Here is a 13,852-nt window from a genome sequence, read left to right as displayed (position 1 = left end):
CGTGGACGTTGCTCGACGGCAATGGATGCCTGCTCGGCGGCCCCTCTCTCCGCCAGAATTACCTTGTAAATCAAGCGCTTAGATTTTCTACACTGCGATTGATTTAGCTGTTTTCGGCTATATTCGGCTGAGAATCGCACGACAATCGCAGCATGTCTGCTGCAAACTTCTCCACTGCTTTACCACCCGCCTCCGGATCTGCACTCGGCATCCAACGCGCGTAAATGCGTACCGTGGTGTTTTGATTCGAGTGTCCCATTTGCCGCGCTACCCACATTGGATGCTCGCCAGCCGATAGCATCATAGAGGCGTACGTGTGCCGGGTCTGGTACGGCTTGCGGTAACGCACCTTAGCCACCTTGAGCGCCCTGGTCCAGACGATCCGCACAGGAGAATCGCCGCCCCACCGCGCCCTGTTCCGTGGGTCTTGGAATACCTCCCTACCGGCTAGGAACGTGTGCGCCTTCTGAGCGTCGAGCGCAGCCAAGGCCGGGGGCAATAGCTTGACTTCTCGGCGGCTGGATTTCGTCTTGGTGTCCTCCGCAGCCTTAGCCGTCTGAGTGAGCGCACGGCGGATCACGACCACGCCCCGCCGCCAGTCAACATCAGGCCAATCGAGCGCGACTAGCTCCGAAGTCCGCAGCCCCGACCAAAACGCAAACCGCATCATATTAGCGGCCTGGTCCGGTAGCGCCGCCACAATAGCCCGCTGCTCCTCCGCCGTGAACGGGTCTACATCGTCCTCCTCTTTCGGGGCCTCCTTCTTACGATAGGTCCAGCCGTGTAGTGGGTTCTTTTCCATCAAGGGTGGCTCATCCTGCACCGCGTCCTCAAACGCCTTACGGGCCACGCTCTGTATATTGGCTAACGTAGCACCCATTCGAATACGGGCACTTCGATTAGTTGGTTGCCGTACTGCGGACCGCGCTCTTGTATTTCAGGCCAAGTGATTCTGTGGTCAACTCGCTGACCTAAATCCCTGCGGAGCGTGTGGTCGGCGCCGCGTTGGTCATATGACTCGAAGAATTCCTGATGCGAGACGTACAGCATGACGAGGAAGCTCATGAAAACCAAGTCGATGTCTTCTGATTGTGTTACACGAATCGTGTCCAGAATGTCGATCGACCTCATGAAGTCGCGCGTGGAAAGTCTCATCATTTGGCCAAGCCTCGCCAAAACCTCTGCGTGAGGTCGCGACCCTTCGCATAGCGACAACCGCAGAGGATGGAGCGTGCTATCGTTTAATCACGGCAATGTCACCCAAACACATACACGCTCTCGCGCACCCAGGCGAGATTGTGCGCGATGGCCTCAAGCTCACGCCGCAAGAAGCCGCAGCGCAACTCGGCGTCTCGTTGGATGCTTTGACGCGAGTAGTGAACGCCGAAGCCCCGGTGACCGCCGAGTTGGCTTTGCGTATTGAGGCGTAGTTAGGCGTCAATCAGGGCGGCGATGCCAAACACTGGCTAAGGATGCAAACACAGTGCGATCTCTTGCATGCACGAAAGGTAGACATCTCGGGCGTGCAGCGCTCTCCGCCACTTTTCTTCCAAGCCTGGTCAGGCTTGGAAATCCCCCACCTCAAAAGCCTTCAGCGCACGCTGCCAAGCGCATCTGATCACCCTCAATTACACCCACTCACAGTGCAATACTTGTTGTACACGAGCCCTTTCCCGTCCATCCCCGAGATCGTTCGCGTGCCATTGCCGTAGTTCGTGATCGTCTCGGTCCACGTCGACCCATCGGCAGCCTGGCCCGTGATAAACGTCGTGTCTCCGATGGATGCACCGGTCTGCTCCCAGGCCTCGCCCGGCAGCTTCTGCTGATACCCGTTGACCGTAGACGTGTTGCCGAAGCGCTGCACCGTGTACGAATTGCCCGATTCGTCGACGCAGTTCTGGAAGGCGTCGTTACCCCAGCATTTGGCAAAAGCGGCGGGCGCCGTAAAGGCGCCGAAAATGATCAGGCTGAGTGCAATGCGCTTCAATGACTTCCCCGAGAAAACGCCTATTTTCTGGCTCGATTCACCGCGAGTCCCAGACCGGCGGCGCGCGAAATTGTACCGTAGCCGCCAAGGCGATCTATCGGATGCGCCGGATGCGCCGGATGCGCTGCATCGCACGCTCCCGCTAGTTATCGGACAAAAAACGGATGACTTGATGGGCGAAAAGAGAACCGCAGCGCTGCTAGTCGTTAAGCACTCGACGCTAAAAGGAACGCCGAATCGACCAGATCAGTCAGCAGAAAAAGACGTCGGGCCGTGGCCCGACGTCGAATTCCCGCGTACTGCTTCGAGGACCGGCGCGGGAACGAGAGGACTTCAGTATCTCCTCGCCCGCCCGTTTTTTAGGTGCTCGAGCGCACACCCGCAATCAGGTCCCTGCCCTCACGGGTGGCGGATATAGTCCACCAGCGCGACCGTATACGCGTCCGGCTTGCGATCGAGCAGACTCACGCCGATCGCCACGAGAAAGCCTGCGGGCACACCGAACACGCCCGAGCTGATAGGTTCGATGCCGAACCATCGCGGGCCCGCGAAGCCCGTGAGCTGCGTGAAGAACGGGTACGTCGAGACGATGTAGTAGACGCACACGGTCAGCCCCGCAATCATGCCCGCCACGGCGCCAAATCGCGTCGTGCGCTTCCAGAACACGCCGAGCACGAGCACGGGAAAAAGACTCGACGCCGCCAGCGAAAACGCCGCCCCCACCAGAAACAGAATATTGCCCGCGTTGAGCGACGCCACATACGAGGCGAACAGCGCCACGCCGAGCAGCAGGATCTTCGACATCGTCACGCGCCGCTGGCTCGACGCGCTCGGATCGACCATGTGGTAGTACACGTCGTGCGAGAGCACGTTCGAGATCGTGAGCAGCAGACCGTCCGCAGTCGAGAGCGCGGCCGCGAGCGCACCCGAGGCGATGAGCCCCGACATCACGTACGGCAGCCCCGCAATTTCCGGGGCGGCGAGCACAACCATGTCGGGCTGCATCTGGATGTCGCTCCAGCGCACGACGCCGTCGCCGTTCACATCCGCAATGCTGATGAGGTACGGCTCGACGCGCCGCCACTGCATGACCCAATGTGGCAGATCGTCGAAGCGTTGCCCAACCAGATGCGTGAGGATCTCGAACTTGATCAGCACCGCGAGCACCGGCACGGTCAAATAGAAGAGCGCGACGAAAAAGAGCGTCCAGCCCACCGAGCGCCGCGCCGAGGCCACCGAGGTCGTCGTGTTGTAGCGCGTGAGGATGTGCGGCAGGCTCGCCGTGCCAAGTGAAAGGCACAGGAGCAGAGAAAGGAAGTTGCGTTGATGAATGCGCCGCTCGGCTTCGTCGTCGGCGGGAAACGGTTCGTTCATCGGCACGGGCGGCGCGGCGCGCTCGAGCAGGTCGTCGCGCTGGCGCGTCCACACCATGCGCGCGCCGTCCACGTCGCGCGGGAAGGCGTTCAATTCACGCTCCAGTGAATCGATATCGCGCAGCGGACCATTGTGGCGGCGCAGGTCCGCGAGCGATTCGACGAGATGCGTCTTCTCCGCGACGTACGACTGCGGCAGCGTGTCGAGGCGCGTCTGCCATTGCGCCGCGCGCTCGCGGTAGGCGTCGCGCACGGTGGCTTCGGCACTCGCGCCGCGCACGTCGTGCTCGAGTGCTTCCACGCGCTGCATCACGTTGCCATATTCGATTTGCGGCAGCCAGCCCAGGCCATCGCGGTGCGCGATCAGCGAGACCGGAATCAGGATGGCCGCGATGAGAATGATGTATTGCGCGACCTGCGTCCACGTCACGGCGCGCATGCCGCCGAGAAACGAACACACGAGGATGCCTGCCAGCCCGCAGAAAATGCCGATGGCGAAATCCACGCCGATGAAGCGCGTGGCGATCAGCCCCACGCCCTGGATCTGCGCGACGAGATAGACGAACGAGCAGAGGATGGTCGCGAGCACGGCGAGCGCACGCACGAGGTTGCTCGAGAAGCGCGTGCCGAGGAAGTCGGGAATCGTGTAGCGCGCGAGCTTGCGCACATACGGTGCGAGCAGGAAGGCAACGAGGCAATAACCGCCCGTCCAGCCCATCAGGTAAGCGAGGCCGTCGTAACCGCTCGCGTAGAGCGAACCCGCAAGGCCGATGAACGACGCGGCGGAAAGCCAGTCGGCGGCCGTCGCCATGCCGTTGAAAAACGAGGGCACGCGCCGCCCTGCCACATAGTATTCGACGAGGTCCGAGGTGCGCGAAAGCAGCCCGATCACCGCATAGACCGCGATCGGCACGAACAGGAACACATAGCCGATCCACATGCCGGGGCCGGTGGAAAGCTCGATCCGCCACATCACGTAGACGAAGGCGAGAAAGCCGAGCGTGTACAGCGCGTAGGAGCGAATGAGCCGGTGCGCAAGCCTCATCGTTGCTGTGCCTTGCTGGCTTCGCGAATGGCGACGTCGGCTTCGAGCGCGGCTTGCAGCACGCGGTCGGCGCGCTGCATCAGCACGATGTAGATCGTGACGAGCAGCACGTAGAGCAGGATCGCGCCCTGTGCGCCGAGGTAGAACGGCAGGCTGAAGCCCGCGAAGCGCAGGTCGGCGAGCTGCCGCGCAAAGAGCGGCGCGACGAACGAGACGAGGAAGCCGATCGTCATCAGCACGGCGATCAGCGCGAGATTGAAACGCCAGTAGCGCCGATGCGCGCGCGCCATCGCCTCGCTCACCGGGGGTGGCTCGGGCAATGGATTGAGATTGTTCTGCGGGGTAGTGTGTGGCGCGGCCATGCGCCTGTGTAGCAAAAACGCGTATGGCCGGCAATCCGGGGCAATGCGGGGATCGATGCGGTGCGCGGCGCCAGCCAAGGCGCCGCGCCAACCTCGGCGTTTAGAGCGATTCGCCGAGCTGGTCCAGAATCGCCGGGTTTTCCAGCGTGGAAACGTCCTGCGTGATCGCCTCGCCCTTGGCCAGCGAGCGCAGCAGACGGCGCATGATCTTGCCCGAGCGCGTCTTCGGCAGGTTCTCGCCGAAGCGGATGTCGCGGGGCTTGGCGATCGGCCCGATCTCCTTGCCCACCCAGGCGCGCAGATCGTTGGCGAGCTTCACGGCCTCGTCGCCCTGCGGACGCGTGGCCTTGAGCACCACGAACGCCACCACGGCTTCGCCGGTGGTGTCGTCGGGGCGGCCCACAACGGCGGCTTCGGCCACGAGCGGGTTCGCCACCAGCGCCGACTCGATCTCCATCGTGCCGAGGCGGTGGCCCGAAACGTTCAGCACGTCGTCGATACGGCCCATGATCGTGAAGTAGCCCGTGTCCTTGTCGCGCACGCTGCCGTCGCCGGCCAGATACAGCTTGCCGCCGAGTTCTTCGGGGAAGTAGCCCGACTTGTAGCGCTCCGGGTTGCCCCACACATTGCGGATCATCGCGGGCCACGGACGCTTCACGACGAGAATGCCACCCTGCCCGTTCGGCACGTCCTGGCCGGTTTCGTCGACGATCGCGGCCATGATGCCCGGCAGCGGCAGCGTGCACGAACCCGGCACGAGCGGCGTCGCGCCCGGCAGCGGCGTGATCATGTGGCCGCCGGTTTCGGTCTGCCACCAGGTGTCGACGATCGGGCAGCGCTTGCCGCCCACGTTTTCGTAGTACCACATCCACGCTTCGGGATTGATCGGCTCGCCGACCGTGCCGAGAATGCGCAGCGAAGAAAGGTCGTAGCTCTGCGGGTGCACCTTCGCGTCGGCTTCGGACATCTTGATGAGCGAGCGGATCGCCGTCGGCGCGGTGTAGAACACCGTGACCTTGTGTTTGGCGATCATGTCCCAGAAGCGGCCGGCGTTCGGGTACGTGGGCACGCCTTCGAACACGACCTGGGTCGCGCCGATCGTGAGCGGGCCATAGGCGATATAGCTGTGGCCCGTGATCCAGCCGATGTCGGCCGTGCACCAGAACACGTCCGAGGGCTTGTGATCAAAGGTCCACTTCATCGTTTGCGCGGCCCACAGCAGGTAGCCGCCCGTGCTGTGCTGCACGCCCTTCGGTTTGCCCGTCGAGCCCGACGTGTAGAGGATGAAGAGCGGGTGTTCCGCGCCCACCGGCACCGGCGCGCACGTGTCGCTCTCGGCCGCCGAAAGCTCGTGCATCCACTGGTCGCGGCCTTCGTGCCATGCGACCTTGCCGCCCGTGCGCTTGTAGACGATCACGCTGTGCACCGCTTCGCAGCCGCCCATGGCGAGCGCTTCGTCGGCAATGTTCTTCAGCGGCAGCGCCTTGCCGCCGCGCATCTGTTCGTCGGCGGTGATGAGCGCGACCGCGCCCACGTCGACCATGCGTTCGTTGAGCGACTTCGACGAAAAGCCGCCGAACACGACCGAGTGCGTCGCGCCAATGCGCGCGCAAGCCTGCATGGCGACCACGCCTTCGACCGACATCGGCATGTAGATGACCACGCGGTCGCCCTTCTTCACGCCGCGTTTCTTCAGCGCATTGGCGAAGCGCGACACGCGCGCGAGCAGGTCTTTGTAGGTGACGTTCGTGACGGTGCCGTCGTCGGCTTCGAAGACGATCGCGACGCGCTCGCCATTGCCCGCTTCGACGTGGCGGTCGAGGCTGTTGTACGAGGCATTGAGTTCGCCGTCCTCGAACCACGTGTAGAACGGCGCCTTCGATTCGTCGAGCACCTTCGTGAAGGGCTTTTGCCAACTCAGGGTTTCGCGCGCGAGGCGCGCCCAGAAGCCTTCGTAATCGCGTTCGGCTTCGGCGACGAGCGCCTTGTATGCGTCCATGCCGGACACCGTGGCGCCAGCCACCGTTTGCTCGGAAGGCGCAAAGACGCGGCGTTCCTGAAGAACCGATTCAATCGCAGACATCGACAACCCCTTGGTGAAGATGAAACGTCAAACTCGTGGACACGCATGAGCATCTTCAATGCCCATGCGCGCCGTCTCCGTGCGCCGCCGCCCGCTTGCGGGCACGGCGCTATTGGCTTGCGCCGGGAGCCACCATTGTGGCATCCCGGCATGCATGGGCGCGCAATACAGGCACGATCGTGCGCGATCTTCGCAAACCACCCATGCCGGCAAGATTAAGCGTAGCAACTTACCGTCCACTTACGCGCGCACACGCAGACAATGCAAGCGGCGCGCCATGGCACACAAGTAAGCAGACATTTAGAATGCTAACTGAACTGCGCACCCGGATTCCAGCTTGAATCGCTATTCCCTGTTTCTCATTGCCTCGATGCTGCTCGTGGGCAGCAACGTCGGCATCGGCAAGTCGATCGTCGCCTTCATTCCCGTTCCACTCTTCGCGCTGCTGCGCTTCGTGATCGCCGTCGCGGTGCTCGGCCCGCTCCTGCGTCGCTCCAAAATGCAACAGGTGAAGCGCGGCGAATGGATCAATCTGTTCCTCCAGGCGCTGTTTGGGACATTCGGGTTTACGCTGCTGATGCTCGGCGGCGTGCATCGCACGAGCGCGGTCGCGGCCGGCGTCATCACGAGCACGATCCCCGCCGTGGTCGCCCTCTTCTCCTGGCTCTTCCTGCGCGAGCGCCCCGACGCGCGCGCGCTCGCTTCCATCGTGCTCGCCATTGCGGGCATCGCGGTCATTAATCTCGCCCACGTGGGCGGCAGTGGCGACAGCGGCGCCAGTTCGTTGATCGGCAACCTGATGGTGCTCGGCGCGGTGTGCTGCGAATCGCTCTATGTGATCCTTTCGCGCCGTCTCACCCAAACGCTGGCGCCGCTCGACATCTGCGCATACACACACCTGTTCGGGCTTCTGCTGATGCTGCCCATCGGGCTGCCCGGCGCACTGTCGTTCGATTTCGCGAGCGTCCCTGCGGGCATCTGGTGGCTCGCGCTCTGGTACGGGCTTTCGGCGAGCGTGTTCTCGTTCTGTCTCTGGATGATGGGCATCCGCCACGTGCCGGGCAGCATCGCCGGCGTGTTCACGGCCGTGCTGCCGGTAGCCGCGGCCGTGTACGGCATCGCGTTCCTCGGCGAGCGCCCCACGCCCGCGCACGGCATTGCGCTCGCCTGCGTGGTGGCCGGCATCGGGCTCGCGAGCCTCAAGATAAGGCGTCTGCCGCCGGTGGCCTCGTAACCATTCCGTAATGAGGTTGAAAGTATCGGGGCGCGGGCAGCGCTGCCGGAATCCCGGCGAGCCCTTTGTGCGACGCTGTACAATAGCGCCCGCCCCGGCCCCTCGCGCGCGCCTTCTGGCCCTAACCAGACGAGTGCGCTCAGGCAGCCCCACTTGGGCAGCCCCACTTGGGCAGCCCCACTTGGGCAGCCCCACTTGGGCAGCCCCGCTTTGGCAGCCCCACCCGATTTCGTCACCGTGATTGCCCATGTCCGCCGCACGCCCCCAGCCGCCTTCCGCCGCCGCACCGGGTAAAGCCCGTCGCCGCATGCGCCCGCTGCCCAGCATCATCTTCATGAGCCGCTGGCTGCAGGTGCCGCTCTATCTGGGCCTGATCGTCGCGCAAGCGGTGTACTGCGTGCTGTTCCTCAAGGAGGTCTGGCACCTCGTGAGCCACGCCACCACGCTCGACGAAACCAGCATCATGCTGGCCGTGCTCGGCCTGATCGACGTGGTGATGATCTCGAACCTGCTCATCATGGTGATCGTGGGCGGCTACGAGACCTTCGTCTCGCGCCTGAATCTCGAAGGCCATCCCGACGAGCCCGAATGGCTCGACCACGTGAACGCCGGCGTGCTCAAGGTGAAGCTCGCCATGGCGCTCATCAGCATTTCGTCGATCCACCTGCTCAAGACCTTCATCAATCCCGACGCCGCTTCGGCGCATACGGTGATGTGGCAGGTGACCATCCACGTGGCGTTCCTCGCTTCCGCGCTCGTAATGGCGTGGATCGACCGCATCACCACGCATACGCACCCCGAACACTATCAGGAACTCGCCGCCCGCCATCCGGCGCCGGGCGGGCCCGCCGCTGCGCGTCGCGCGGTTCCCGAGCACGCCGAGTCCGACTGAACCGCGCACACGGCAGACATTATTCAAAACACCCGTCCCCACAGAAGCTAGCCATGACCGTCATCAAACAGGAAGACCTCATCCAGAGCATTGCGGATTCGCTGCAATACATCAGCTACTACCATCCGCAGGATTACATCGAAGCGCTCGGCCGCGCCTACGAACTCGAAGAGAGCCCGGCCGCGAAGGACGCAATCGCGCAGATCCTCACGAACAGCCGCATGTGCGCCGAGGGCCGCCGCCCGATCTGCCAGGACACCGGCATCGTCACGATCTTCGTGAAGGTCGGCATGGACGTGCGTTGGGACGGCGCCACGATGGGCGTGACCGAGATGATCAACGAGGGCGTGCGCCGCGGTTACCTGAACCCGGACAATGTGCTGCGCGCCTCGATCGTGAGCCCGCCCGAAGGCGGCCGCAAGAACACGAAGGACAACACGCCGGCCGTGATCCACTACGAGATCGTGCCGGGCGACAAGGTCGACGTGCAGGTTGCAGCCAAAGGCGGCGGCTCGGAGAACAAGTCGAAGTTCGTGATGCTGAACCCGTCCGACTCGATCGTCGACTGGGTGCTCAAGACCGTGCCGACGATGGGCGCGGGCTGGTGCCCGCCGGGCATGCTCGGCATCGGCATCGGCGGCACCGCTGAGAAGGCGATGCTGATGGCGAAGGAATCGCTCATGGAGTCGATCGACATCCAGGAGATCATCAAGCGCGGTCCGAAGGACTGGGTCGAAGAACTGCGCGTCGAACTGCACGAGAAGGTCAACGCGCTCGGCATCGGCGCACAGGGTCTGGGCGGTCTCGCCACCGTGCTCGACGTCAAGATCATGGCCACGGCCACGCACGCGGCTTCGAAGCCCGTCGCGATGATCCCGAACTGCGCCGCCACGCGCCACGCGCACTTCGTGCTCGACGGGTCGGGGCCGGCCAGGCTCGAAGCGCCCTCGCTCGACGCATGGCCGAAGGTCAACTGGGAACCGAACACGGAAACGAGCAAGCGCGTCGACCTCAACACGCTCACGCCGGAAGAAGTCGCTTCGTGGAAGCCTGGCCAGACGCTCTTGCTTTCGGGCAAGATGCTCACGGGCCGCGACGCCGCGCACAAGCGCATCGCCGACATGCTCGCGAAGGGCGAGAAGCTGCCGGTGGACTTCAAGAACCGCGTGATCTACTACGTCGGCCCGGTCGATCCGGTACGCGACGAAGTGGTCGGCCCGGCAGGTCCCACCACGGCCACGCGCATGGACAAGTTCACGGAGCTGATGCTCTCGCAAACGGGCCTCATCTCGATGGTCGGCAAGGCTGAGCGCGGCCCGGTCGCCATTGAGGCGATCAAGAAGCACAAGGCGGCTTACCTGATGGCGGTGGGCGGCGCGGCTTACCTCGTGTCGAAGGCGATCCGCGGCTCGAAGGTCCTCGCGTTCGAAGACCTCGGCATGGAAGCCATCTACGAGTTCGACGTGCAGGACATGCCGGTGACGGTCGCAGTCGATTCGTCGGGCACCTCGGTTCACAAGACCGGCCCCGCCGAATGGCAGGCGAAGATCGGCAAGATTCCGGTCGCCACGGTTTGATGCCTGCCTGATGCCTGTTTAAAAACCGGGGCCGCGCGCCCCGGTTTTTTTGCGTCACGCCAGGCGTACTGAGATTAATTCCCAGCACTGAGTAAATCGCCGATATTTACCGCAATTCAACGTGGATTCGGCCTTGGCTTTTGTGAATTGAGCGTTTATTGTTGGAAACCAGTCACCGCCCCACAAAGAAAGGAAAGACTATGCAAGGCGACAAGAAGGTCATCGAATATCTGAACGCGCAGCTCAAGAACGAGCTCACGGCTATCAATCAGTATTTCCTGCATGCCCGCATGTACAAGCACTGGGGCCTCGAGAAACTCGGCAAGCATGAATATGACGAATCGATCGGCGAAATGAAGCATGCCGATATGCTCATCGAGCGTATTTTCATGCTCGACGGTCTGCCGAACCTCCAGGACCTGCATAAGCTGCTGATTGGCGAGGAAACCAAGGAAATTCTCGAGTGCGATTTGAAGCTCGAACAAATTTCCCAGTCCACCTGCAAGGAAGCCATTGTTTATTGCGAATCGGTACGCGACTTCGTTTCGCGCGAGATTTTCGTGACGATTCTCGAAGACACCGAAGAACACATCGACTGGCTCGAAACGCAGATCGACCTCATCGGCAAGGTCGGCATCCAGAATTACCAGCAGTCGGCCATGGGTTCGGTAGAATCCTGATCGCGCGCCTCGCGCCCGCGCGCATCTGTCCGCCTTGCGGGTGCGCCCCAACCCTTTTGCGCCCATCCCCGTGAACCTTCCGGCCTCTTCCAGCGCTGCGCCCATCGGCATCTTCGACTCCGGTCTCGGCGGCCTGTCGGTGCTGCGCGCCGTGCGCGCGCTACTGCCCGCCGAGCGGCTCGTGTACGCTGCCGACTCGCGCTACGCCCCCTACGGCCAGCGCGACGACGACTTCATCGCCGACCGCACGCTCGCGATCGGCGAATGGCTCGTGGCGCAGGGCGCGAAGGCGCTGGTGGTGGCCTGCAACACGGCCACGGCGCAGTCGATCGCGCTCGTGCGCGAGCGGCTCTCCATTCCGCTCATCGGGGTCGAGCCGGGGATCAAACCGGCGGCGCTGGTTTCGAAATCGCGCGTGGCAGGCGTCCTCGCCACCCAGGTCACGCTGCGCAGCGCGCGCTTTCAGGCGCTCGTGGAGCGCCACGCGGCCGATCTACGCGTGCTGTGCCAGCCGGGCCATGGCCTCGTGGAGGCCGTGGAGCGCTGCGACATCGGTTCGGCCGAATTGCTCGCGCTGCTGCGCGCGTACGTCGAGCCCATGCTCGACGCGGGCGCGGACACGCTCGTGCTCGGCTGCACGCACTACCCGTTTCTCGACGCGGCGATCCGCTCGATCGTCGGCGAACGCATGATGCTCGTCGACACGAGCGTCGCCATCGCACGGCAGCTCGAACGCGTGCTCGACCAGCACGGCCTGCGCGCGAGCGGCGAGCCGGCCGGCGCAAGCGGCGACGGGATTCGCTTCTGCTCGACGAGCGACGGCGCGCACCTGCACGAACTGGCGGCTGCGCTGCTGGGTCTCGACGCCCATGTCGAGCGCGTGGTTATCCCGTCGCGCCGCACGCGGGAGCTGGAAGCGAACGCGGCCTGACGTGCCGGCGCCACACACCGCGCGCGGCGCGAAGTTGGCGATCCGCGTCTCGCCCGGGCGTTCGCGTTTCAACCCCGTTTCCGCACATCTGACTCACCTGCCTCGTTCGGTCTGACTCCTGTCAGAAGCCCGCTGGCGGGATCCGGCGGCAACGCGCAATCATGCGAGCAGTCACACAACGGATAGCCGCTAGCCGGCCCGTCAAATGCCTCGGCGAGCGCCCCACCCTGGCTAGCCTTTTCCTGACGCAAAGCAAAACCCCTGCTAAGCATCCGGTTATGTTACAAAAAATCCGTCTACGCGCTTGCCAAACCCAGCAAACATAATGATAATAATTCGCATTAACTCTCTCTATTGCGGTCCATCATGATTGTCTGCGTTTGCAAATCCGTCTCCGACCGGACGATCCGCGCCTCCATTCAGGAAGGCATGGATTCTTTCGACGAGCTGCAGTTCGAGCTCGGCGTCGCGACCTGCTGCGGCAAGTGCGAAGAATCCGTTCGTGACGTGATGGCGCAAAGCGGTGTCTGTGCGAGCCGCTGCGGGGTCACGCAACCGGCGCACCCCGCGGTGGTCCCCCCTGCGGTTCCGCTCACGTTTTACGAGCGCAAGGCTGCCTGAAGCCATGGCGCGCATCCGGCCACCGATGCGCGCCCGCCCCGTCCGCCCGTTTAGCCAAAGGCGCCTCAGGCGCCACGCGCCGCGGACCTCAAATCGCCGCCGACAGCAAGCCCGTCTCCCGACCAGCCAGCTACCGCTCGTGACCCTCAAAGGAGGTCGTGATGGAATTGCTGCTCGGATTCGTAACGACGTTGTGCATCTCGCTGTTGATCTTTCGCAAATAAAGCTGCCCGACACGACGCGCCGGTTCGCCTGCGCGCCGCCGTCCGCATGGCAGCCACGCTAAACATGCAGGCTTTCCAAACCACCGCTGGCACGCTGCCGTCCCCCTCCGTTCGCGTCAATCGCCGTGTCGTCACTGCGAGCACGATCGTGGTCGCGCTGCATGCCGCGCTCATCGCCGTCGTGCTGATGAAGCGCGAACCCGTGACGCCCGTTGCGCTCCAGTCGCAGACGATGACGGCCGAACTGCTCAAGCCCGAGCCGGTCGCCGCCCCCGCTGCGATTCAGTCCACGCCCACACCACCGCCGCCCAAGCCAGTCCCGCACGTGACGCGCGAGACGCCGAAGGTTCAGCCCAAGCCGAAGCCAACGCCGCTGCCTGTGGCCGAAGCGCCCTCGCAGCACGCGATCGAGTCGGCCGCGCCCACCGCGCCCACACCGCCGGCTCCCAGGCCGCCCGCGCCCGCTCTGCAAGCCGCGGCGGCCACCGACGCCAAGCCGACCATGGCGCTGTCGGCGCCGAAGAACGTATCGCACCTCGACTGCCGCATCGTGCAGCCCGACTATCCGACGCTTTCGCGCCGGCGCGGCGAAACCGGCACGGCATTCGTGCACTTCGTCGTGGGCCTCACGGGCAAGATCGAGAACATCGAACTGAAGAAGTCGAGCGGCTCCGCCCGCCTCGACGACGCCGCGCTCGACGCGATGCGCCAAAGCTCGTGCAAGCCGTACCTGGAAAACGGCGAAGCCGTCCGCGCAGCCTACACGCAACCATTCGAGTTCAGCCTGAATAATTGACCGGCTGAAGCCACACGCTTACATGAATTGAATAAAGAGGATCAGGA

At 63.7% G+C, this 13,852-nt stretch carries 13 protein-coding genes; 7 read left to right on the top strand and 6 right to left on the bottom strand.

The features are described from left to right. Nucleotides 1–103: 103 nt before the first annotated feature. The 6 genes from M3A49_RS24315 to acs all read right to left on the bottom strand — a co-directional run bounded on the left by M3A49_RS24315 (nt 104) and on the right by acs (nt 6,850). Complete coding sequence (locus tag M3A49_RS24315; protein WP_266231361.1) at nt 104–802, bottom strand: site-specific integrase; 699 nt, start codon at nt 800–802, stop codon at nt 104–106. A 62-nt stretch (nt 803–864) separates the two neighbouring features. Then, the gene (locus M3A49_RS24310; protein ID WP_266231360.1) at nt 865–1,131 is read right to left on the bottom strand and encodes a hypothetical protein; all 267 of its coding nucleotides are present in this window, start codon (nt 1,129–1,131) and stop codon (nt 865–867) included. Between the two features lie 493 nt (nt 1,132–1,624). Further along, nucleotides 1,625–1,987 (bottom strand): hypothetical protein, encoded by a 363-nt coding sequence (locus M3A49_RS24305; RefSeq protein WP_266231359.1) that lies wholly within the window; start codon nt 1,985–1,987, stop codon nt 1,625–1,627. A gap of 399 nt (nt 1,988–2,386) precedes the next feature. Next, on the bottom strand, nt 2,387–4,405 hold the full coding sequence (locus M3A49_RS24300) for a sodium:solute symporter family protein (protein WP_266231358.1): 2,019 nt from the start codon (nt 4,403–4,405) through the stop codon (nt 2,387–2,389). Further along, a complete protein-coding gene (locus tag M3A49_RS24295; RefSeq protein ID WP_254356092.1) occupies nt 4,402–4,767 on the bottom strand; it encodes a DUF4212 domain-containing protein in 366 nt (121 codons plus the stop codon). Before M3A49_RS24295 ends, M3A49_RS24300 begins: the two co-directional genes overlap by 4 nt. Before the next feature lie 100 nt (nt 4,768–4,867). After that, nucleotides 4,868–6,850, bottom strand: coding sequence for an acetate--CoA ligase (gene acs, locus M3A49_RS24290; RefSeq protein WP_266231357.1), 1,983 nt, complete (start codon nt 6,848–6,850; stop codon nt 4,868–4,870). A gap of 337 nt (nt 6,851–7,187) precedes the next feature. On the opposite strand from acs, the gene M3A49_RS24285 reads away from it, so the two are divergent. The 7 genes from M3A49_RS24285 (at nt 7,188) to M3A49_RS24255 (ending at nt 13,805) form a co-directional block, all read left to right on the top strand. Then, complete coding sequence (locus tag M3A49_RS24285) at nt 7,188–8,084, top strand: DMT family transporter (protein WP_266231356.1); 897 nt, start codon at nt 7,188–7,190, stop codon at nt 8,082–8,084. A 247-nt stretch (nt 8,085–8,331) separates the two neighbouring features. Further along, complete coding sequence (locus M3A49_RS24280) at nt 8,332–8,976, top strand: TIGR00645 family protein (RefSeq protein WP_266231355.1); 645 nt, start codon at nt 8,332–8,334, stop codon at nt 8,974–8,976. 53 nt (nt 8,977–9,029) lie between these two features. Next, nucleotides 9,030–10,553 (top strand): fumarate hydratase, encoded by a 1,524-nt coding sequence (locus M3A49_RS24275; protein WP_266231354.1) that lies wholly within the window; start codon nt 9,030–9,032, stop codon nt 10,551–10,553. Between the two features lie 200 nt (nt 10,554–10,753). Further along, the gene (bfr, locus tag M3A49_RS24270; protein WP_028208418.1) at nt 10,754–11,233 is read left to right on the top strand and encodes a bacterioferritin; all 480 of its coding nucleotides are present in this window, start codon (nt 10,754–10,756) and stop codon (nt 11,231–11,233) included. Between the two features lie 70 nt (nt 11,234–11,303). Beyond that, complete coding sequence (gene murI / locus M3A49_RS24265; RefSeq protein ID WP_266231353.1) at nt 11,304–12,164, top strand: glutamate racemase; 861 nt, start codon at nt 11,304–11,306, stop codon at nt 12,162–12,164. A gap of 366 nt (nt 12,165–12,530) precedes the next feature. Beyond that, nucleotides 12,531–12,785, top strand: a complete 255-nt coding sequence (locus M3A49_RS24260; RefSeq protein WP_266231352.1) for a (2Fe-2S)-binding protein — start codon at nt 12,531–12,533, stop codon at nt 12,783–12,785. Nucleotides 12,786–13,073: 288 nt separating this feature from the next. Further along, nucleotides 13,074–13,805 (top strand): energy transducer TonB, encoded by a 732-nt coding sequence (locus M3A49_RS24255; RefSeq protein ID WP_266231351.1) that lies wholly within the window; start codon nt 13,074–13,076, stop codon nt 13,803–13,805. Nucleotides 13,806–13,852 lie beyond the last annotated feature (47 nt).

The organism is Paraburkholderia sp. CNPSo 3076, from assembly GCF_026343935.1.
Taxonomy (GTDB): Bacteria; Pseudomonadota; Gammaproteobacteria; order Burkholderiales; family Burkholderiaceae; genus Paraburkholderia; species Paraburkholderia nodosa.
This window is presented reverse-complemented; position numbering and strand designations above follow the sequence as displayed.